This is a genomic window from Clostridium homopropionicum DSM 5847 (assembly GCF_001263795.1).
Classification (GTDB): Bacteria; Bacillota; Clostridia; order Clostridiales; family Clostridiaceae; genus Clostridium_H; species Clostridium_H homopropionicum.
On sequence record NZ_LHUR01000012.1, the window covers coordinates 198225 to 220468 of the forward strand.

Below are 22244 nucleotides of genomic sequence, written 5' to 3' on the forward strand. Positions count from 1 at the left end.
CATAATTGTCAACTGTCAATTGTGCATTGTCAATTATTTATACATTTGCTATTTATCATTAAGTGCAGCTATTCCAGGTAGTTCAATTCCTTCTAAAAACTCTAAAGAAGCTCCTCCACCAGTTGAAATATGAGTCATTTTATCTCCAAAGCCTAGATTATTTACTGCTGATGCACTATCTCCACCGCCGATTATTGTAGTTGCATCTGCTTCTGCCATAGCCTTTGCAACAGCAATAGTTCCTTTAGCAAAATTAGCAAATTCAAAAACTCCCATAGGTCCGTTCCAAATAACTGTCTTTGCATCTTTTATTGCATCAGAGAATAATTCAGCCGTTTTGGGTCCAATATCTAAGCCCATAAAGTCTGCTGGAATATCTCTTCCTTCAGATATCTTTGGTTCAGCATTTTCATCAAATTTTTCAGCATATGTAATATCTATTGGAAGAAGTAATTTTACTCCTTTTTCTTCTGCTTTATTCATCATTTCTTTTGCATATTCTATTTTATCTTCTTCTAGAAGTGATTTTCCTATTTCATGTCCTAAGGCTTTTAAGAAAGTATAAGCCATTCCACCACCAATTATTAAAGTATCAACCTTCTCTAATAGGTTATTGATAACTCCTAGTTTATCAGAAACCTTTGCTCCTCCAAGTATTGCAACAAATGGTCTTTGTGGATTTTCTACTGCATTCCCTAAAAACTCCAATTCTTTTTGAATTAAATAACCGCATACAGATTCATTTAAATATTTTGTTACACCAACAGTTGAGCAATGTGCTCTGTGAGCTGTTCCAAAAGCATCATTTACAAATATTTCTCCAAGAGAAGCTAATTCTTTAGAATAATTATCTTCATTTTTAGTTTCTTCTTTTCTATATCTAGTATTTTCTAATAGTACTACATCGCCATCTTTTAAATTTTCCACTGCAGCTTTTGCATTTTCTCCTATAACGTTGTTATCTGCAGCAAATACAACTTCTTTTCCAAGCATTTCAGAAAGTCTTTTAGCAACTGGTGCTAATGATAATTCCGGTTTTGCTTCTCCCTTTGGCTTTCCAAGATGAGAACATAGAATAACCTTAGCTCCATTATTTATAAGATATTTTATTGTTGGCATAGCTCCTACTAATCTATTTTCATCTGTAATTACTCCATTTTTAAGGGGAACATTAAAATCACATCTTACTAATACCTTTTTTCCTTTAACTTGTATATCCTCTACAGTTTTCTTGTTAAATTTCATAATAAATATCTCCCTTCTTTAATTTATGAAAATATTTTTAATAACTTATTAATAGCTAATCCTTACCAACTTATTATAATACTAAATTTACTGAATATCAAAATAAATGGTAAATTACACTTTCTTTACTTTAATAATGCCTTTATTATTCTTCACCGTTTTTGCTATATTTATTAGCTTTAAAAAATATACTTAAAATACACCTAATTGGTCTTTTAACGTCCCACTATAAATCATTTTAGTCCCACTTTTATTATAACGTATTCCACATTTTTTTTACATAGAAAATTATAATTTTCTATGTAAAAAAATAACCATGAGTATAAAAATTATACTCATGGTTAAATAGTATATTATCTTTCACCTTTTATATATGGTTTACCATCTGCTCTTGGAGCTTCAGTTTTTCCAACAAATCCTGCTAAGGCAAGCATAGTTAGTATATATGGTATACTTTGATAAAACTCATTTGGTAAGCTGATGCTAAAGCCTTGAGCAACCATTTGGAAAGCAGTACCAAAGGCAAAAAGCATACAAGCCCACATAGTACCAAAAGGTTTCCAGTTTCCAAAAATCATTGCTGCAAGAGCGATAAATCCACGTCCTGCTACCATACCATCTCTATATAGAGGAGTTATTCCAATAGATAGAGCGGCTCCTCCAAGTCCCGCTAATACACCTGATATTATTACGCACAAGTATCTCATTTTATAAACACTAATACCTAAAGTATCTGCAGCACTAGGATGTTCCCCTACTGCCCTTATTCTTAAACCTAATGGAGTTTTAAATATTACATAGTTAGATACAAAAACTAATACTATAGCTAATATTACAAACCAGTTTAAACTATTTAATATAGGAACATTTTTTAAGAATCCTGGCAAATTGTATGATAAGCCTTTTACTATATTAGTTTGTCCTCCAGTTTTAAATATAGGTCCTATTAAGAAGCTTGCTAATGCAGTAGCAAAAAGATTAATAGCTGTACCTGAAATAATTTGATCTGCTCTCAAATGTATACTTAAGAAACCATGGATAGCTGCAATTACTCCTCCAGCTATCATTGCAAATAATATACCGATAATTGGACTGCCAGTAGTATAGGAACCAAAAACTGCAAAAAAGGCTCCCATTATCATCATACCTTCAAGACCAATATTAACAACTCCTGATTTTTCTGAAAAAACTCCACCAAGACCTGCAAATATAAGAGGGGCTGCCATTCTTAATGTAGCGGCTAATAATGGTACTATTATTATATTATCCATTTACAACCTCTCCCTTCTTTCTTTTATCTGCAAAATACTTCACTATATAATCTGTTGCAACGAAAATTATTATAATAGATTGTATTAAGAATACAATTTCCTTAGGTATATCATTTAACTGAAGTAAAGTTGAACTGCTCTTTAAAGCACCGAACAATACAGCAGAAGCAATACAACCAATAGGGTTAGATTTTGCTAAAAGAGCAACGGCTATACCATCAAATCCAAAGCCTGGAAGTGCCATAAAATCTTGAACCTGGTATCTTACTCCAGCAACATGAGTAGCTCCTCCAATTCCAGCTATTGCTCCTGATAAAACCATAGCTAGTATCATATTCTTAGAAACATTTATTCCACCGTATTCAGAAGCTGATGGATTTATACCCACTCCTCTGATTTCATATCCAATGGTAGTTTTCCATAGCAGCCAGTAAATAAATATTGCAAAAGCTATAGCCATAAAAATGCTAATATTGGCTTCATTAGTATTACTAAATCTCATTAATCTTGCACTTTCCTGTATTAAAGGAGTACTTGACTTTCCCGGAACTGTGAATATAGATTTCTTTACAATCCAATTTGCTAAATTCATACCTATATAGTTCATCATGATAGTATTGATAACTTCATTTGTTCCAAATCTTGCCTTTAAGGCACCTGGAATTCCTCCCCAAAGTCCCCCTATTACAATACCACCAACTATTATAATTAAGATGTGAATTACAGGATTTAAGCCTGGAATTAGACCTAGTATTCCTCCAGCTATCATTCCCATTACGAACTGACCTTCCACACCTATATTAAAAAGACCACATCTAAATGCAATGGAGTTAGCTACACCTGTAAAAATTAAAGGTGTAACATAAGATAGAGTAGTAAGAGCATTTCTCTGTGTGGCAAAGCTTCCTTGCCATACTAAGCCAAATAGATGTCCAAGAGCAGAAAAATACTCACTTATAGCATAACCCTTTGCCCACATTACAAAGAATACAGCTACGAAAATAGAAATTATAATTGCTACAAAAGGGAAAAGAAGACTTTTAATAGCATTAACTATAGTTTTTAAAATTTTATTTTCATTTTTCATTTCATTACTCACTTTGGCTCACCTCACCTTCTTCATCCTTTAAAGTTCCACCTGCCATCAATACTCCAAGCTTCTGTTCATTTGCATCTTCTCTATTAAGTATTCCAACAATTCTGCCATCATACATTACAGCTATTCTATCTGAAAGGGCTAAAATTTCATCTAATTCAAATGATACTAATAATACAGCTTTTCCAGAATCCCTTTCCTGAACTAATCTCTTATGAATAAACTCAATAGCTCCAACATCAACTCCTCTTGTAGGCTGAGATGCTATTAATAAATCCGGGTCTTTAGAAATTTCTCTAGCTACAATAAGCTTTTGCTGATTTCCACCTGAAAGTGATGCAGCCGATACTTCATCACTAGGAGTTCTAACGTCAAACTCAGTAATTATTTTGTGTGCATATTCTCTTATTTTATTATAATTTAATATTCCTTTTTTACTAAAAGGCTCCTTGTGCTGTACACCTAGTATTGCATTTTCGAATAGAGAATAATTTAAAATAAGTCCCCTTTTTTGTCTATCCTCAGGAATGTGACCGATTCCACTATCTATTATCTCTCTAGTTGGTCTATTAAAAATATTTTTACCCTTTAATTTTATGGTACCGCTTTCAGCTTTTCTAAGACCAGTTATTACTTCGATTAGCTCTTTTTGACCATTCCCATCTACACCTGCTATACCTAGTATTTCTCCACCACTTAGTCTGAAACTTACGCCATTTACAGCTGGTAAATTTCTTGCATCTTTAGCGTGAAGATTCTCAACGCTTAGTATTTCATCATTAATGTTGCATGGTTTTTTATCAACAACAAGCTTTACTTTTCTTCCAACCATTAGCTCTGCAAGCTCATCAATGGAAGTGTCTTTTGTATTAACTATTCCTGTAACCTTACCTCTTCTAATGATAGTTACTCTATCGCTCATACTCATAACTTCCTTTAACTTATGAGTAATAAGAATCACAGATTTTCCTTCTGCTTTAAGATTATCAATTATTATTGCTAATTCCTCTATTTCCTTAGGTGTCAAAACAGCTGTAGGTTCGTCTAGAATAAGCATTTGTGCACCTCTATAAAGGGCTTTTAATATCTCAACCTTTTGCTGTTGTCCTACTCCAATATCTTCAATTATGGCTGTAGGTTCAATATTAAAACCATATTTTTTTGCTATTTCTTCTACATCTTTTATAGCTTTATTAATATCTATCTTTAGTCCACGTCTAGGTTCTGTTCCAAGTACAATATTTTCTGCTACAGTAAAATTATGAACAAGCATAAAATGCTGATGAACCATTCCTATGCCTCTTTTAATTGCATCATTAGGGTTTGCTAACTTAACTTTTTCACCCTTTATGTAGATATCGCCTTTTTCTGGTTGATAGAGACCATAAAGTATGTTCATCAGGGTAGTTTTCCCTGCACCATTTTCACCTAAAAGTACATGAGTTTCACCTTTTAACAGAGTAAAATCCACATCTTCATTTGCGATAGTTCCTGGGAATACCTTAGTAATGTTTTTCATTTCAATTACCTTTTCCATTATTGTTCCCCCTTAACGGTAATTAACTTCCCATACTAGATATTAGATTGTAAAAGCTAGATGCATTTTACATCTAGCTTTTACTAGTATATTACTTATTTTATTACTTTTTAGGATAAATTAAAAGAACTATTTTACTGCATCAGTAGTAAAAGTCTTTGCATCTGCTGGCTTTTCAGGTACAACTATTTTTCCTTCTTTTATAGCTGCAGAATATTTATCAACTATTGCAAGAACATCTTGAGGAACATTTGATTTTACTAAATCCTTCATATCTGCTGGCACTTCTCCTCTTGAAGATGGAGCAATTCCAACACCGTCTTCTTTAAGTCCAAATACTTTAACTGTGTTGCCTTTGAAAGTTCCATTTACAACATCTTTAGTTGCTTCATAAGTTGCTGTATCAACTCTCTTTATCATACTTGTAAGTATTACATCAGCATAGCTAGGTTTTTTGTTTTCATCTAATACTGTTATTGCTTGGTCCATATCAACACCAATAGCCCAAACTTGTTTTCCAGCTTTCTTTAACTCTTTGGCTGCTTGGAATAATCCTATACCAACTCCACCTGCTGCATGGTAAATTATATCTGAACCTTCACCATATTCTGCCTTAGCAAGCTCAGCTCCCTTTGAAGAGTCAGAGAAGCTGTTTGCATATCTAACATCAACTTTTATGTTTGGATTAACTGCTCTAGCTCCTGCTATATATCCAGCTTCGAACTTACCAATAAGGTCTCCTTGTTGTCCGCCTATAAATCCAATTTTTCCTGTCTTAGTCATTTTAGCTGCAATAACACCAACTAAGAATGAACCTTCATTTTCTTTAAATACTAGAGATTGTACGTTATCAAGTTTTACTACAGAGTCAACTATTGCAAACCTCTTGTCCTTATTTTGAGTAGCAACATCAGTTAATGCTTTTTCCATTTGATATCCTATAGCAAAAGTTAAATCACTCTTCATATCTAATGCTAAAGCTTGAAGATTTGGAACATAAGCATCTTTGCTTGTAGATTCTACTGCCTTATAATTAAATCCGAATTCTTGTTGAGCTTTTTTAATACCTGTGTCTGCTGCTTGATTGAAGGATTTGTCATTTAATCCACCTTCATCAGTTGAAAGACCGATCATAACTTTTGGTTTTTGTGTATCTTGAGTTGTTTTTCCAGACTCATCAGTTTTTTTGCTTGATCCGCAACCAGCAAATAATGATGCAACCAGTACCACAGTTGCTAATAAGGCAACTAGCTTTCTTTTTTTCATACCCATACCTCCTATAACTTTAAAAACTTAGTTGTTTGTAAAGGTTTACATCAAATTACTCAATAATGTGTTTTAGATTAGTATCACTTATTGTTAATTCAATGGTATTCCCTTACAGTATATTGTATAAAACTGCTTTATATACTATAACTTAATCTTAACAAAAAATCAAGTTTAGTATATTTTTCCCCTAATTGAAATTATATAACTAAAAGTATTGCTTTGTAAAGAACAAAGCAATACTTTTTATTAAATAAAATTAATTAAATTATAATCTGTCAGATACATAAGCTGCTAAATCGGCAAGTCTGTTTGAGTATCCCCATTCATTATCATACCAAGATACAACTTTAACCATTCTTTTTCCAATAATCATAGTTGATAGACCATCTACTATAGAAGATCTTTCATCTCCTCTGTAATCTATTGATACTAAAGGTTCTTCGCTGAATCCAAGGATACCTTTCATTTTACCTTCTGCAGCTTTCTTTAATGCTCCATTAACTTCTTCTAAAGTAACATCTTTTGCTACAGTACATACTAAGTCAGTAACTGATACTGTTGGTGTAGGTACTCTTATTGCTAGTCCGTTTAATTTACCCTTTAGTTCTGGTAATACTAATGCTACAGCTTTAGCAGCTCCAGTAGTTGTAGGAACCATAGATTCTGCTGCTGCTCTTGCTCTTCTTAAATCGCTATGTGGAGCATCAAGTAATCTTTGGTCTCCAGTATATGAGTGAATTGTAGTCATAAGACCTTCAACTATTCCAAATTCATCTTGAAGAACCTTTGCAAAAGGAGCTAAACAATTTGTTGTACATGATGCATTTGAAATTATGTTATGTTTTGTAGGATCATACTTGTCTTCATTTACTCCCATAACTATAGTTATATCTTCATTTTTAGCTGGAGCTGAAATTAATACCTTTTTAACTGTTCCATTTAAGTGTAATTTTGCTTTTTCTGCATCAGTGAATATACCTGTACATTCTAAAACAATTTCAGCGCCAACACTGCTCCAATCTATTTTCTCAGGACTTCTTTCTGCAAATATTTTTACTTCATTTCCATTTACAATTATTGAGTTTTCTGAAGCTTCAACAGTACCTTGGAACTTACCATATAGTGAATCATATTTTAATAGATGTGCTAAAGTAGCTGGACTTGTTAAATCATTTATTGCAACTACTTGAAGTTCATTACTATAATTATTTACTAATGCCTTAAATACATTTCTACCAATTCTTCCAAAACCATTTATTGCTACTTTTCTCATAATATTACCTCCTAAAATTATATCCCATTTTAAATTAAATTTTTCTTTACAAAAGTTCTTTATTAGTGTTCTCATTTTTAATTATATTTATAATCTCTTTTGCTGCACCTTCGTCTAATATAAGGGTATTTTTAGAAATATATCTCTCAGCAGCTATAATAGCTTCAGCCTTACTTTTTCCACCAGCTATGGCAATTAAATTTTTTATTTTTTTAGTATCTTCACTTTTAATTCCAGCTGTAGGCTTTGAATATACAATGTCACCACTTCTATTAAAATAGCATCCAAAAGCTTCACCAACAGCTCCCAATTTCTCTAATTTTTCTATTTCACTCCTTTCCAAACCTCTTTTTTTCGCCATATTATCCGCTTTACCAATTCCATAAATCAATATATTAGCAAGATGAATACTATTAACTACTTCTTTAATACTTTCTTCATTAATAATTTCAAATATTTCTGCATAATCTACATTATCTAAAAGTTGAAGCATCTTATAATCACAAGAAAGTTTATCTGCAAGTCTTGCAACTAAAGTATTTGCTTGTATTTCCACTTCTCTTCCAAGACCACCTCTTGCAGGAACTATAAGAAGTCCTTTTCTATCAGTAGTATTTTGAAAGCTATCTACCATTTTTTTAACACTGGTTCCACCTGTCATTGCTATAATATTATTATCCTGTATTATACTTAAAAGATAATTTGCAGCACTCTTTCCCATTTCGTCTAATACAAGAGAGTTTTCATCTGAATCTCCCGGGACAACAATTACATTTTTTATATTTAGGGCTTTTCTAATAAATTCTTCCATATTGGATAAGCCTTTTAGTTCATGTAAATATTCCTTTAGTTCAAATAAAACATCTTTTCCATCAGCATTTAAAGTCATACCATCAGATTTGATTTCTAAAAGACCTTGTTTCTTTAAAAAATCAACTTCTGATCTAACAATTCTCTCTCCAATTCCCAAATAAGTAGCTAACAATCTTCTGCCAATTGGCTGATTGTATAATATTGTATTTAATATGTTGTATCTCTTCTCCATTAACTCCAATGCTTCCGGAACAATCTTCTTTTGTAACTCTAAGTTATATTTCAAAATTACCACCTTCTCTTGGTCGTTTTTAGTCCCATGTGTATATATTTATGTCCCACTTTTATTATATACCATTCTATAATTTTGTAAAAGATATTTTTAACAAAAAAAAGAAAAAGGTAATTAACCCTTTTCTTATTAAAACCTTTTCCTTTTACTCGAAGATTTAATACCCATTTCTTCTCTATACTTTGCAACAGTTCTTCTAGAAATATCCATATTCTTCTTTTTAAGTAGATCACAAATCTTTTGGTCTGAATAAGGTTTTTTCTTGTCCTCAGCATCTACCAATTCTTGTATTTCTTTTTTTATTAATTTTGTAGAAATATCATCAAAACTATCCATACTAGAAATGCCTGTAGTAAATAAATCTTTTATCTTAATTGTCCCTCTCTCAGTGTGAATATATTTGTCACGAATAGCTCTACTTACGGTAGATTCATGTATTTCTAAGCTGTCTGCTATTTCCTTTAATGTCATTGGTTTTAAATATTCTTCTCCAAACTGAAAATAATCCTTTTGAATTTCTACAATTTTTTCAAGTATATTGTATATGGTACTTTCTCTTTGCCTAATGCTCTTTATTAAAAAAACAGCACTATTTAATTTATCTTTTACAAACTTTACAGTATCCTTGTCCTCTTCTCCGTTAATAATTTGCTTATATAGCTGATTAATATTTAATTTCGGTATAAAGCCATCATTCATTATAATACAAAATTCTCCATCTATCTTTTTAATATAGGCTTCAGGAATAATGTATTTAATTTCTTCGCCAGTAAAAAATCCTCTAGATGGCTTTGGTTCTAAGGATTTAATAATATCTCCATATTCTTGTGCTTCTTTTACACTTATTTTTAAATCCTTTGCTATTATGTTATATTTATTTTCCGCAATCATTTCTAAATAATTTTCAATAATTATGAATAGGTTTTCATCCTCTACATTTTTATACTTTAGTTGAAGAGTTAAGCATTCTTTTATATCTCTAGCTCCAATTCCTAAAGGATCTAATCCATGAATAACCTTTAAAGCTTTTTCAGATAATTCCTTACTAATATTTAACTCTTTTTGAATTTCATCAAGAGTTATATCTAAGTAGCCTCTTTCATCAATATTTTCTATCATATATTTACATACTGCTTTTATTTCATTACTCTCGTCCAACTCTATAATTTGTTCAATTAAATATTCTTTTAATGATCTTTTAGCACTAATAAAATTAAATGGAGAAACCTCTTCTTCATCCTTAGAATAACTTCCGTGACCATAGTCATCAAATTCCAAATACTTTATGAATTTTTTATAGTCAATTTCCTCTGTAGATTTACCTGAATCAATTTCATTTTTTTTATATTCAGCATCTAGTACAGGGTTTTCTTGAATCTCTTTTTCTATATAACTTTGAATCTCAAAATTTGACATTTGGAGTAACTTAACTGATAATTGCATTTGCTGAGTCATAATTAACTTTTGTTCTTGTGTTAAATTGAGCTTGAACTCCATCTTCATACCTTATCACCACTTTGCATTTTTTACTGCATTAATATTATACCATAAGTATTAGCTAATTTAATTATTAATATTTATTTTTTCTCTTTATATAGCTATAAAAAAATAAAAAATGTCAATTTTCGCGACATTCTTTATTATTAACTCTACTATATTCACTCTAATTTAAATATATTTTTCAATATACGCAATTCCGCAAGCATTAGGTCCTGAATGAGTACCTACAACGCATCCTACTTCACACTCTACATAATTAACCTTTCTTTCAGAAAGTTCTTCCTTTAGAATTGGTAAAATATCTTCATTGTCAATATGCAGTACTATTGTATTTTCTTTTTCATCCAAGGTATTCTCATCTATATAATTTAATATTGTTTTTATTGCTTTTTTTGTACCTCGAACCTTGTCCAGTACCGCCATATTTCCATCAACTACTGCTAAGATTAGTCTTATATTCAGTAAGCTTCCTATAGCACCAGCTGCCTTAGATAATCTACCTCCTTTTACAAGGTTATCTAAGCTAGCAAAAGCATATGCAGTTTTAACATGTGGAATAATTTCTAGTATCCTTTCTTCAATTTGTTTTAAGCTACATCCTTCATTTTTCATTTCAGCTGCTTTTATGGCTAGTAATCCCAAACCTGCTGTAACATTATTACTGTCTATTACAACTATATCTTCAGTTTCCAGCATTTCCTTTGCCATACATGCAGCTTGATATGTACCACTCATTTTAGATGATATATGTATTGATATAATTTTATAACTTTCATCTAAATATTTCTTGTATATTTCGTAAAATCTATGAGGATTTACCCCAGAAGTTGTAGGAAATATATCACTTTCTTTAATTTTTTTCAAGAACTCCCTAATATCAATATCTACTCCATCCAAATAGCTTTCCTCTCCAAAATTAACAATTAGAGGAACTACCTCCAAATCATATTTTTCTATTATTTGTCTATTTAGATCACAAGTACTATCAGTTATTATTTTAATTTTTTCCAAAACAGGTCCCCCCTATTTCATTCCCGGAAATTTTAATTGTCTTAAAGCTTCATATACAACTATGGCTACAGTATTGGATAGATTTAAAGATCTAGTTGTAGTATTAATCATAGGAACTCTTATTCTAGTATCTGGATATTTATTTCTTATATCAGCTGGTAATCCTGAGGATTCTCTTCCAAAAACAATAAAATCTCCTTGTTCATATTTAACTTCTTGATATTGATAATTAGAATCCTTGGTTGTAGAAAGAAATACTCTAGAGTTTGGATATTTAGAAATCATATCTTCAAATGATTCATGCACTTCTATATCTAAATATGGCCAATAATCTAAACCTGCTCTTTTTACCTGCTTTTCATCTAAATTAAAGCCTAAAGGTTTAATAAGATGCAATTTACAGTTAGTTAAAACACAGGTTCTTCCTATATTTCCTGTGTTCTGAGGTATCTCAGGTTGAAATAAGACTACATTTAAGTTAGGTGTATTTACCTTCAATTTTGTTCCCCCCTTACATGCCACATAATTATATTACCTTAATTATGAAATAAGGTAAAGTAAAAAAATACTATCTCCTTACACTAAATTAGAGATAGTATTTGTAAAGCTTTGAATGAATATACAATAATTATGTGTTAGAGAAAAAATTTTTCTAATAGTTCAGCCACTCCATCTTCGTTATTACTGCTTGTTATGTAGTCCGCCTTTCCCCTAACAAAGTCAGGAGCATTTCCCATGGCAACTCCAAGTCCAGCATATTCAATCATTGATAAATCATTTTCTCCATCTCCAACACATATTACTTCTTCCATCTTAAATCCATAAAGCTTAGCTAGTGCCTTAACTGCACTTCCTTTTGTAATCCCTTTATTCATAACTTCAAAATTATCTCCTAGAGAGCTTGCTACTTCAAAGTTGCCTATTCTAATAATATCTTCTTTAGCCTGATTTAGTTTATTTAAATCATTACTTATACATATAAACTTCAATATTTCCATTTCTTTTTTTATAAACTCTGCTTTTATATCTTGAGTTACATAAAGTTTTACCTTCATATCCTCTGGAAGATCTGGGTTCATTTCAAGGTAAGTATATCCTTTAGGAAATGGTTTGGGAGAAATTACAGTATCAAATGTATTATAATAATATTTCAAATTATATTTATCCATTATTTCTAATAGTTTCTGGCAATTTTCTTTATCTATTGTAGATTTATATATTATTTTTTCATTATCCTTCTCTCTTATATATGCACCATTTGATGCAATAATTGGAGCTTTTATTCCTAATAAATTAGCATAGTATCTAGCTGATGTAAATATTCTCCCCGTGGATAAAGCTATAAGAATACCTTTTTCATTTGTTCTTTTTATAGCCTCCTTTGTTCTTTCTGTTAGCTCTTTTCTATCATTTAAAAGAGTACCATCCATATCTAAGCATATAAGCTTATATGTCATGCTCATCTCTCCCCGTTTTTAATTGCATTCATCTTAGAAGAAAAATGCGACGCATTTTTCTTAAGTAACCAGTAACCAGTGACCAGTTGCCAGTAGGATTAATAACACTGGTTACTGGGAATTGGTTACTGGTCACTAAGAATTTTACGTCGTAAAATTCTTAAATAAAGTACTAACTGCTTTTTTTAGTTCCCCTCTTGGTAATTCCATTTATAGGAACATAGTAATCATTTGATATAAGTTCCTTACTAATAAACCTGCCATTCTCAAATATATTTCTATAAACCTTAACTCTATATCCAGTAGAAGGCTTCTTTACAACCTCAGTTTTACCTTCAGGCATAGTAGGATCGTCAATATATTTAATAGTCGGCTCAATTTTATCATAAACTTCTGTAGAGATTGTATATGTTCTTTTTGCTAACTCGCTATTTGAATAAATATTGAAATACACTACTTTATTTTTTGTATATCCTTCTAAATATATAGGATAATCAAAGGTGTTCTTAAACTTCAAATCTATATTTCCCCAATCAACAGTAGCATCTAATCCCATTCCTACATAACTAGAAGGAAAAGTATGATGAATTCTTTCTGTTGTCTTAATATTCCCACTTAGTAAAGCATTATATAAAGTTGAGGATACTTGACAAATACCTCCCCCAAGTCCTGAATCCAATTGCTGATTAATAATAACTCCAGCTTCTTTATATCCTCTTTCCTTTGTTCTTTCACCAACTACTTCATTGAAGCTAAAGCTTTCCCCAGGCATTAATACTTTACCGTTTATGCTAGCAGTTGCAACTCTAATGTTTGTTGATCTTGCTTCTGAAGAAGAGCTAAAATCTGTTGAATAAGATGCTATTCTTGTATTAACTTGTTTTAAGCTTGCAGCAGTAACTTTAGGTTTTAATGTTTTTATTGGAGCTTGAATATTTATATCACTACTTATTTTACCATTAATACTTGAAAGAATTTCTTTCTTTAGTTTATCACTATCTAGTTCAGAACCCTCTACGTCTTCACTTACTTGGAACTTTTCTCCTGTAAAACTTATAGTTGCATCTTGTGGTTTTTTATTTATATCTTTTTCAATGCTTTTCACTAAATTCTCTAAAGGCTTTTGATTATAAGTAAACTTCAAATTAAATTCCTTTGGATTTGGACTCTTTATAAGTTTAAATTTAGATATAATATTTGATGTCTTTCCATAAGCTAAAGCTTCATCTACTGTTTCAATTATGCTAAACTTAGCATTTAATTCTGAAAAAGAAATTGAATAATTCCTGTCTAAAGCCTTTATATTTACCTTTTTCTGAAGAATTGCATCTCCAAAATTATCTCTTAGGATTTTAATAGCTTCTTCTTTTGTTTTACCTGAAAAATCCATTCCCTCTATTTTAACCTGAGGATATATTACGTTATTAAATTTTTGTTCTGTAAAATATATATAACTTACTCCTACAGACACTACTAATAAAAAAATTGAAAAGATTAGATTTCTAACTTTCTTCGAAGCTTTTTTATCGCTCTTATTATTTCTTTGTCTACTCATGATGTTTCTCCCCTCTTTCCAGTTTATTATACTACAATATGTACGTAAATTACACATGGAATGTCTCATATTATTATTATAAAATATTGTTAAAGATTATTAGTTACAATAATATTAATAATCTTTATATTTTTTTGTAGTTTTAGGTGATTATAGGAAGGATTTTATTCTATTAGGTAGAATAATATAATATATATTTAGTTCAAAATGTATGTTTTTGAAATTATTAACACTGTTCCAGCAAGGAGGTTTATATATTATATGATTGATACTACCAATTTAGATATTTTACAGCAATTGCCTATGCCTTTAATAGTAATAGACGAATCCTTTAAAATAAATTGTATGAATCTTTCCTTCAAAAATTTGTTAAGAAAACTTGGCTTAAATATAAGTGATAGTGATGATGACTTTATTTTAATTAGTAGAGACCTTAATTTTTATAATGACCTAAAAACTTTTATGGAAAATGAACAATTAAAGCTTATCTTAGAAAAAAAATTTAGTTATTATGAAAAGGTTTTATATTTTAAAATTGAATTTATTAAAGTAAATAATTCATTTTATGATTCCCAATCAATCACAATTATACTTGAAGATATTACAGAATATAAGAAATTTCAGCTATCTCTAATTAAAAAAGAAGAACAATTAAGCTATATATTAAACAGTATTCCAATAATGATGTTTGTTCTAGACAAAGATAATAACATTCTTTTCTGGAATAAGGAATGTGAAAATATTACTGGCTATTCTCAAAAAGAAGCTATATCACTAAAGAATATAGCCTATCTTCTATATCCTGACATAGATTATAGAAAGCAGTTATTTAATAAGTGTATTACTCTAGGAGATAACTTTAAAGACGTAGAAAGTAATATAGTATGCAAGGACGGAAGCGAAAAAACTATTACTTGGTTTTCTGCCTCTTTTGATTTTAATATATCTAACTGGCATTCAATTAGATTTGGTCTTAACATCACTAATAGAAAATATGTAGAAAAATGTTTACTTAATAAAACTTCAGAATTTGAGTTAATTTTTAAAGCCCTTCCAGATTTATATTTTAGATTAGACAAAAATGGTACTTACCTTGACTGCAAGGTCGAAGATCAAAAGGAATTATATTTACCTAAAGAAAAATTTATTGGTAAGACAATACAAGAAGTTATGCCTCCTGAGGTAGCACTAAAATTTAAATCAGCTATCATCAAAGCATTAAAGACCAATTCTTTAGTTATAGTAGAATATCAGTTAGAGGTTAAAGGCGAAATTAAATTTTATGAAGCTAGATTTCTTCCTCTTTCAAAGGATGAGGTTATTGTTGTAGTAAGAAACATTACAAAAAGGAAGCAATCTGATGAAGAATTATTAAAAATAGAAAAGCTTAATTCTATTGGAACCTTAGCAGGTGGAGTTGCCCACGACTTTAACAATATTTTAACTATAATTTTAGGTAATATATCAATGCTTAAAACTTATTCGCACTGCGAAGATAAAGTATTTAAAAAATTTGTAGATATAGAAAAGACTGTGTTTCAAGCTAAAAATTTGACGAAACAGCTTTTGACCTTTGCTAAAGGAAATAAACCTATAAAGAAGGTTACATATATTAATAACTTAATAAGAGAAACCGTAGATTTATCCTTAAGTGGATCTAATGTAATTTGTAATTTAAGTATTTCTAAGGATTTATCTCCCGTTGAAATTGATATTGGTCAAATAAGTCAAGTTATAAATAACTTGGTTATAAATGCTTGCCAAGCAATGCCTAATGGAGGAACTATACATATTACTGGAAGAAATATACACTTAACAGATAATGATGTATTAGGACTTAAAGCCGGAAATTACGTTAAAATATCTGTAAAAGATCAAGGTTATGGAATTAATGAAGATAATTTGCTTAAAATATTTGATCCTTACTTCACTACCAAAAAGACAGGTAATGGACTTGGTCTGACATCTTCCTATTCGATAATCCAAAAACATAATGGAAAAATCCAGGTAAAATCGAAAATAGGTAAAGGTACAATTTTTCAAATTTATTTGCCTGCATGCAATAGCATTCCAATTGAAATTGAAGAAACAAAATCAATTATTTCTATAGGTTCAAGAAAAATATTGGTCATGGATGATGAGCCTGAAATTAGAGATGTTTTAGACTGTATGCTTAAGCATTTGGGATATATTGTGGAATTGTCTAAGGATGGTCAAGAAGCGATACAGCTTTATAAAGAAGCTAAACTTTCTAAAGCTCCTTTCGATGCTGTAATTATGGATTTAACTATTCCTGGAGGAATGGGTGGAAAAGAAACTATAAAACATCTTCTAGAAATTGACCCTTGTATCAAAGCAATTGTATCTAGTGGGTATTATTCTGGAGGAGTAATTGGCGATTATAAACGTCACGGTTTCAAAGGAGTAATAAATAAACCTTATACTATTGAAGAATTGAGCAATTCTTTAAATAATGTATTAAGCAGTTGTTAATCAACAACTGCTTTTTTTACTTCTTCTGCTACTGCTATACATACTCTTTTATCTAAAGCATCAGGAATTATAAACTCCTCATTTAATTCTTCATCAGAAATAAGATTTGCAATTCCTCTTGCCGCTGCAAGTTTCATTTTTTCACTTATATCCTTTGATCTTATTTCAAGAGCGCCCTTAAATATTCCTGGAAAAACTAAAACATTATTAATTTGGTTAGGAAAATCAGATCTTCCAGTAGCTACTATTCTCGCTCCTGCTTTCTTAGCTATATCAGGCATAATTTCTGGCGTTGGATTTGCCATTGCGAAAATTATGCTATCATTATTCATATATTTAACCATTTCTTCATTTAATACATTAGGACCAGAAACACCTATGAAAACATCCTTTCCTTTAATGATATCTCCAATAGTTCCCCTTTCAAATTCTCTATTTGTAACTAAAGCAATCTCCTTCTGAGCTTCATTTAGCCACTCTTCTCCTTCAACTATTGCTCCTTGCCTGTCACACATAGTTATATGCTTTGCTCCTGCTAATAATAATAGCTTACATATAGATATGCCTGCAGCTCCTGCACCATTTATGACAATTCTAACTTCTTCTAACCTTTTATTTATAAACTTTAAAGCATTGTATAACCCTGCTAGAACCACTATTGCAGTTCCATGTTGATCATCATGAAATACAGGAATATCAAGCTCTTCCTTAAGCTTTCTTTCTATATAAAAACACTCAGGTGCTTTGATATCCTCTAAATTAATGCCTCCAAAAGTTGGAGCTATTAACTTTACAGTTTCAATAATCTTATCAGGATCTTTAGTATTAATACAAATTGGAAATGCATCTATGCCGCCAAACTCCTTGAATAGTAATGCTTTTCCCTCCATAACCGGAAGAGATGCTTCTGGACCGATATCTCCAAGTCCTAATACTGCTGTTCCATTAGTTACAACTGCTACTGTATTGCCTTTGAAAGTATATTCATATACCTTTTCTTTATCTTCTTTAATTTTAAGACAAGGTTCAGCCACTCCCGGAGTATATGCAACAGCTAAATCATGTTTTGAGTTCACAGCAACTTTGCTTTTAACTTCTAACTTGCCCCTATTTTCCTTGTGCATTTTTAATGCTTCTTCTTTTACGTTCATCTTAGTATCCCCCCAAATTATTTTTTAGATTATCATCTTTAGCCCCTAATCCACAATTATTTTTGACTAGGCTTATTTTTACTATAATATTCACAGCATTCTGAAAGTGGGCATACACTACATTGTGGATTTCTAGCCTTACATATCTTTCTTCCATGCCATATTATATAATGATGAGCATCACTCCATTTTTCCATAGGAATGTTTTTCATCAATTCTTTTTCTACTTGATCTACATTTTTTCCTGTTCCTATGCCTATTCGGTTAGCAACCCTAAAAACATGTGTATCCACTGCAATAGCTGGAACTCCAAAAGCATTTGATAAAACTACGTTTGCAGTTTTTCTTCCTACACCAGGAAGCTTAATTAATTCTTCCATGTTTTCAGGTACTTTTCCATTATGCTCATTTAAAATACTCTTAGATGCCGCTAATATATTCCTGCTTTTATTTTTATACAAACCACAGCTTTTAATTATTTCTCCTAATTTCTGTTCAGTTAAGGTAACCATAGCCTCCGGAGTATTATATTTCTTATAAAGCTCTTTTGTTACCTCATTTACTCTTTCATCTGTACATTGAGCAGATAATATTGTAGATACTAATAGCTCATATGGGCTATTAAAATCTAAACCACATTTAGCTCCTTTATATGTATTTTCTAGTATTTCTATTACTCTTTTTTTCAATTCTTTTTTCAAAGTTTTCACCTCGTAATTATGTTCATTGCCATTATACCACAAATTAAAAAAGTAGAGGTGAAATTTGCCTCTACTTATATTCTTCCTAAAATAACTGACTATATTCCCCTCTATACTCCTCTGGCAGTAGTTCTGCAATTTTTCCCATAAGAAAATTTATAGCTCTTTCATCATAGTCCTTTCCCGTTTCTCCTTCTTCTTTAGCTGGGATAGTGAAACTTGTACCAATTTTAACATTAACATCTGCATGATAAAACTTTTCTAATTCCATATTTCCTTCTTTATTTATTGGTAAAAGCTTTTCTGTTCCTGTTAATGCAATAGGAACTATAGGAACCTTACATAACCTGGCAATTAAAATTATACCCTTTTTCGCCTGTATCAGCTTTCCTGTTCTACTTCTAGTACCCTCAGGGAAAATCAACACCTTACCTCCACCTTTTATAATGTCAATAATTTTTTTTATGCCTTCCTTATCAGCAGAATTTGGCTTAACAGGAGTAGTTTTAACTATGCTTATTCCTAAACTAGTTAATGAATTATCATTTAATTTTACCCCTGCTGCGAAGGTTACATCAAGACCTTTAAGTACCCTGTTTAGAATTAGAGCGTCTGAATTGCTTAAGTGATTACATACAAATATTACTGGTTCTTTTATACTCTTAAGATAGCTAGCATTTTCAACAGTTATATTAGCATACTTATCTACATAACCTTCTAATAATCTATGTGATATAAATCTAATTAGCCCCTTCGGTAAGTGTCCTATTATCCTAGTCATAGCTGGCGATATCATGAGTTTATTCCACCCTTCTTATTCATCTGTATATATAATACATTATAAATTAGAATTTTTCAAAAGTCTAAAATAATATTCTTTAACGTAAGATGAATTTATATTTTTTATGCTATTTTCATCCATATTATTTTTATTAGATAAATTTATAAGCGCATTTCTTTGAATAATATTTTTACCTCTCCAGCCGCAAGAGGTTATCTTATACTTTTCATTAAAATCTTTCTTATTAATATTTACTAACTCCTTAATATTAGGGTTCTCCATATGTTCTTTAGGTTTAAATTCCTTAAGGGTAGAAAATTTAACTTCCTTATTGCGTGGGCAAACCTCCTGACAAGTATCGCATCCGAAAAGTCTTCCATTAAATAATTTGAACCATTTATCCTCTACATCTTTTTTCTGAGTTATATAAGATAAGCATATATTAGGATTATTCTGTTCTTTTAATATTGATTTTGTAGGACAAGCCTCTATACAAAGATTGCAATTTTCACAGGTTAAAAGCATTGGTTTATCCGCTTGTATTTCTAGATTAGTTATTATTTCTCCTAAGAAAACATAAGAACCATACTCCTCTGTAATTAACATTCCATTTTTACCGATAAATCCAATACCACATAGATAAGCGATATATCTTTCAGGTAGCCCTGTGCTATCAACAAAATATATCGCATCTCCACCAAAGCCTTGAATAAAGCTGCATATTTTTTTCAAATACTTTGAAACTACTTGATGATAATCCTCACCGCGAGTATATTTAGAAAAATATACCAATTCATTATTTTTACTTTCATACCCATAGGGAAAAGCTATAGAAATAATGGTTTTACCATCTTCCATATAAATAAACGGATTCACTCTTCTTTCTATATTACTTTCCTCAAACTCATTTTCTATTCCTTTTTCTTTTCTTTTAGTAAAAAAGTCTCTAAGCTCATCAAAGCTTCTACAATGCGTAAATCCTACTAGATTTAATCCAAGATTATTGCAATACTCTTTAATACTAACTTTATAATCCATTTTATATTAATTTACCTTTCATTCTGCACATCTTTTAAATTTTTCATAATCCCCTATATTAATCAATTCAGTATTTTTGCTTTCTACGATTTTACCTGGTATTCCAACAACAGTAGAACCTTCTGGTATATTTTTAAGCACTACAGAATTAGCACCAACTTTGCAATTATCTCCTATAGTAATAGGTCCTAGGATTTTAGCTCCAGCTCCTATAACAACATTATTTCCAACAGTGGGATGTCTTTTCCCCTTCTCTTTACCAGTACCCCCTAAAGTAACTCCATGGTATAAAAGAACATTATCTCCTACCTCGGCAGTCTCCCCTATAACAACGCCCATTCCGTGATCAATAAATAGCCCTTTCCCTATTTTAGCTCCTGGATGAATCTCAATTCCAGTTAAAAATCTTGCAAACTGCGAAATCAACCTTGCTATGAAAAAAATTCTTCTCTCATAAAAGAAATGAGCTACTTTATAATGAATCAACGCGTTAATTGTTGGGTATAAGAAAAATACTTCTACCGAACTTCTAGCTGCTGGATCATTTTTTAGAACATTATCTATGTCATATTTAATGCTTTTAATGAATTTAAACATACTAATTTCCCCCTATTAAAATAATTGTGAATAATAAAAAGCTTTATCTCTATAATAATCTAGAGACAAAGCTATCTTCTGCGGTTCCACTCTAATTGGATAAAATCCCACCTCATTCAAGCACTTATTAATAAATGCTTTATTACTATAACGGGTAATCCCGTTGCAGCCTACTGTAATTTCGGTGCAAAACTCCGAAGGGCACTTCATATAAACTCCATATAGAAATCTTACAGCCTATGATTTCCTCTCTGAATATCTTGTTTACATTACTTTCCTTCTTCACTGCATTTCCTACTATTTTAGTAAGGATTATATTTTCATTATATGGACTAGAATATAAATTGTCAACAATTTTTCAAAAAACCAAATTAAAAATTTGGGCTCTCTACTTACAAAATCTGTGGGAACCTATTATTTTAATAAGCGGTCTTGACCAAATCCAAGCACTTGTAGCTGTATTAGGGTTAAAATAATATATTGCTCCACCTGATGGATCCCACCCGTTTATGGCATCCCTTGCTGCCCTTATAGAACTAGCTTCCATCTGTGCATGTATTTGTCCGTCAACTATTGCAGTATAAGCTCCTGGCTGATAAATTACTCCAGCAACAGTATTAGGAAATTTAGGATGTTTTACCCTATTCAATACTACTGCTCCTACAGCAACTTGACCTTCATATGGTTCACCTCTAGCCTCTCCATTAATTAGTCTTGCAAGTAACATAACATCTGAATTATTTGAAGATGCAGTATTTGATGAAGTTTTACTACTGGGCCCAGCATTTATACCAAGAGCAGCTAATGTTCTATCTCCAACAATTCCATCTACTGTAAGCCCATTTTTTCTTTGAAAATTTTTTACTCCTAAGTAAGTTTCGTATCCATATATTCCATCTAAATTGCCTTTATAATACCCCCAGGCTTTTAATCTTCGTTGAACTTCTGTTACTATAACTCCTCTTGAGCCGTACCTAAAAGTATCTGTTTTAATAGGTCCATAATGGATTAAAATATTCCATGTACTTACATAGGAGAATACTAGAACTATTATTAGTACACCTATTCTCATTATGCCTAATTTTCTCTTCATGTAAAGTCTCCTCCTAAATATAGATTAGAATCAAAGTCTAATTTACATTTATTTTGTGCAAATTTGAAAAA

General features: G+C 30.9%; 19 protein-coding genes and 1 other annotated feature. Of the genes, 1 reads left to right on the plus strand and 18 read right to left on the minus strand.

Features of this window, described 5'->3' with window-relative positions:
* Positions 1-48: 48 nt before the first annotated feature.
* The 12 genes from CLHOM_RS04370 to CLHOM_RS04425 all read right to left on the minus strand — a co-directional run bounded on the left by CLHOM_RS04370 (position 49) and on the right by CLHOM_RS04425 (position 14319).
* Positions 49-1245, minus strand: a complete 1197-nt coding sequence (locus CLHOM_RS04370) for a phosphoglycerate kinase (RefSeq protein WP_052220471.1) — start codon at positions 1243-1245, stop codon at positions 49-51.
* A gap of 353 nt (positions 1246-1598) precedes the next feature.
* Positions 1599-2516 (minus strand): ABC transporter permease, encoded by a 918-nt coding sequence (locus tag CLHOM_RS04375; protein ID WP_052220472.1) that lies wholly within the window; start codon positions 2514-2516, stop codon positions 1599-1601.
* Positions 2509-3603: an ABC transporter permease gene (locus CLHOM_RS04380; protein WP_052220577.1), complete on the minus strand. Its 1095-nt coding sequence runs from the start codon at positions 3601-3603 to the stop codon at positions 2509-2511. Before CLHOM_RS04380 ends, CLHOM_RS04375 begins: the two co-directional genes overlap by 8 nt.
* Positions 3604-3607: 4 nt before the next feature.
* The gene (locus CLHOM_RS04385) at positions 3608-5149 is read right to left on the minus strand and encodes an ABC transporter ATP-binding protein (RefSeq protein WP_052220473.1); all 1542 of its coding nucleotides are present in this window, start codon (positions 5147-5149) and stop codon (positions 3608-3610) included.
* A gap of 129 nt (positions 5150-5278) precedes the next feature.
* Positions 5279-6415, minus strand: coding sequence for a BMP family lipoprotein (locus CLHOM_RS04390; RefSeq protein WP_052220474.1), 1137 nt, complete (start codon positions 6413-6415; stop codon positions 5279-5281).
* 268 nt (positions 6416-6683) lie between these two features.
* Positions 6684-7691 (minus strand): type I glyceraldehyde-3-phosphate dehydrogenase, encoded by a 1008-nt coding sequence (gene gap, locus CLHOM_RS04395; RefSeq protein ID WP_052220475.1) that lies wholly within the window; start codon positions 7689-7691, stop codon positions 6684-6686.
* Between the two features lie 46 nt (positions 7692-7737).
* Positions 7738-8790 (minus strand): sugar-binding transcriptional regulator, encoded by a 1053-nt coding sequence (locus CLHOM_RS04400; protein ID WP_052220476.1) that lies wholly within the window; start codon positions 8788-8790, stop codon positions 7738-7740.
* Between the two features lie 135 nt (positions 8791-8925).
* A complete protein-coding gene (rpoN, locus tag CLHOM_RS04405; RefSeq protein WP_175478646.1) occupies positions 8926-10293 on the minus strand; it encodes an RNA polymerase factor sigma-54 in 1368 nt (455 codons plus the stop codon).
* A 171-nt stretch (positions 10294-10464) separates the two neighbouring features.
* Complete coding sequence (locus CLHOM_RS04410; RefSeq protein WP_052220478.1) at positions 10465-11307, minus strand: DegV family protein; 843 nt, start codon at positions 11305-11307, stop codon at positions 10465-10467.
* 12 nt (positions 11308-11319) lie between these two features.
* Positions 11320-11805 (minus strand): tRNA (uridine(34)/cytosine(34)/5-carboxymethylaminomethyluridine(34)-2'-O)-methyltransferase TrmL, encoded by a 486-nt coding sequence (gene trmL, locus CLHOM_RS04415; protein WP_052220479.1) that lies wholly within the window; start codon positions 11803-11805, stop codon positions 11320-11322.
* Between the two features lie 137 nt (positions 11806-11942).
* On the minus strand, positions 11943-12764 hold the full coding sequence (locus tag CLHOM_RS04420; protein ID WP_052220480.1) for a Cof-type HAD-IIB family hydrolase: 822 nt from the start codon (positions 12762-12764) through the stop codon (positions 11943-11945).
* A 172-nt stretch (positions 12765-12936) separates the two neighbouring features.
* Complete coding sequence (locus CLHOM_RS04425; RefSeq protein ID WP_052220481.1) at positions 12937-14319, minus strand: VanW family protein; 1383 nt, start codon at positions 14317-14319, stop codon at positions 12937-12939.
* Positions 14320-14580: 261 nt separating this feature from the next.
* Here CLHOM_RS04425 and CLHOM_RS04430 point away from each other — a divergent pair, with 261 nt between their 5' ends.
* On the plus strand, positions 14581-16812 hold the full coding sequence (locus CLHOM_RS04430) for a PAS domain-containing hybrid sensor histidine kinase/response regulator (protein WP_161803197.1): 2232 nt from the start codon (positions 14581-14583) through the stop codon (positions 16810-16812).
* Here CLHOM_RS04430 and CLHOM_RS04435 read toward each other — a convergent pair.
* The 6 genes from CLHOM_RS04435 to sleB all read right to left on the minus strand — a co-directional run bounded on the left by CLHOM_RS04435 (position 16809) and on the right by sleB (position 22173).
* Positions 16809-17963 carry an NAD(P)-dependent malic enzyme gene (locus tag CLHOM_RS04435; protein WP_052220482.1) on the minus strand — a complete coding sequence of 385 codons (1155 nt, stop codon included), beginning with the start codon at positions 17961-17963 and terminating at the stop codon, positions 16809-16811. The two genes, CLHOM_RS04430 and CLHOM_RS04435, sit on opposite strands and share 4 nt — an antisense overlap.
* 56 nt (positions 17964-18019) lie before the next feature.
* Entirely contained in the window at positions 18020-18664 is a 645-nt protein-coding gene (gene nth, locus CLHOM_RS04440) for an endonuclease III (protein WP_052220483.1), read from the minus strand.
* Positions 18665-18749: 85 nt separating this feature from the next.
* A complete protein-coding gene (locus CLHOM_RS04445) occupies positions 18750-19460 on the minus strand; it encodes a lysophospholipid acyltransferase family protein (protein WP_052220484.1) in 711 nt (236 codons plus the stop codon).
* Between the two features lie 42 nt (positions 19461-19502).
* The gene (gene queG / locus CLHOM_RS04450; protein WP_052220485.1) at positions 19503-20483 is read right to left on the minus strand and encodes a tRNA epoxyqueuosine(34) reductase QueG; all 981 of its coding nucleotides are present in this window, start codon (positions 20481-20483) and stop codon (positions 19503-19505) included.
* Positions 20484-20501: 18 nt separating this feature from the next.
* Positions 20502-21080: a serine O-acetyltransferase EpsC gene (gene epsC / locus CLHOM_RS04455; RefSeq protein ID WP_052220486.1), complete on the minus strand. Its 579-nt coding sequence runs from the start codon at positions 21078-21080 to the stop codon at positions 20502-20504.
* Positions 21081-21138: 58 nt separating this feature from the next.
* Positions 21139-21375: a binding site (T-box leader), on the minus strand.
* A gap of 93 nt (positions 21376-21468) precedes the next feature.
* Positions 21469-22173 (minus strand): spore cortex-lytic enzyme, encoded by a 705-nt coding sequence (gene sleB / locus CLHOM_RS04460; RefSeq protein ID WP_052220487.1) that lies wholly within the window; start codon positions 22171-22173, stop codon positions 21469-21471.
* Between the last annotated feature and the right edge of the window lie 71 nt (positions 22174-22244).

Coding starts and splice junctions, on each gene's coding strand:
- CLHOM_RS04370 (WP_052220471.1), bottom strand. CDS start 1,245: ATGAAATTTAACAAGAAAACTGTAGAGGATATACAAGTTAAAGGAAAA.
- CLHOM_RS04380 (WP_052220577.1), bottom strand. CDS start 3,603: ATGAAAAATGAAAATAAAATTTTAAAAACTATAGTTAATGCTATTAAA.
- CLHOM_RS04445 (WP_052220484.1), bottom strand. CDS start 19,460: ATGATATCGCCAGCTATGACTAGGATAATAGGACACTTACCGAAGGGG.
- CLHOM_RS04435 (WP_052220482.1), bottom strand. CDS start 17,963: ATGAACGTAAAAGAAGAAGCATTAAAAATGCACAAGGAAAATAGGGGC.
- gap (WP_052220475.1), bottom strand. CDS start 7,691: ATGAGAAAAGTAGCAATAAATGGTTTTGGAAGAATTGGTAGAAATGTA.
- sleB (WP_052220487.1), bottom strand. CDS start 22,173: ATGAAGAGAAAATTAGGCATAATGAGAATAGGTGTACTAATAATAGTT.
- epsC (WP_052220486.1), bottom strand. CDS start 21,080: ATGTTTAAATTCATTAAAAGCATTAAATATGACATAGATAATGTTCTA.
- CLHOM_RS04420 (WP_052220480.1), bottom strand. CDS start 12,764: ATGACATATAAGCTTATATGCTTAGATATGGATGGTACTCTTTTAAAT.
- CLHOM_RS04385 (WP_052220473.1), bottom strand. CDS start 5,149: ATGGAAAAGGTAATTGAAATGAAAAACATTACTAAGGTATTCCCAGGA.
- CLHOM_RS04375 (WP_052220472.1), bottom strand. CDS start 2,516: ATGGATAATATAATAATAGTACCATTATTAGCCGCTACATTAAGAATG.
- CLHOM_RS04430 (WP_161803197.1), top strand. CDS start 14,581: ATGATTGATACTACCAATTTAGATATTTTACAGCAATTGCCTATGCCT.
- CLHOM_RS04390 (WP_052220474.1), bottom strand. CDS start 6,415: ATGAAAAAAAGAAAGCTAGTTGCCTTATTAGCAACTGTGGTACTGGTT.
- queG (WP_052220485.1), bottom strand. CDS start 20,483: ATGGATTATAAAGTTAGTATTAAAGAGTATTGCAATAATCTTGGATTA.
- rpoN (WP_175478646.1), bottom strand. CDS start 10,293: ATGGAGTTCAAGCTCAATTTAACACAAGAACAAAAGTTAATTATGACT.
- CLHOM_RS04425 (WP_052220481.1), bottom strand. CDS start 14,319: ATGAGTAGACAAAGAAATAATAAGAGCGATAAAAAAGCTTCGAAGAAA.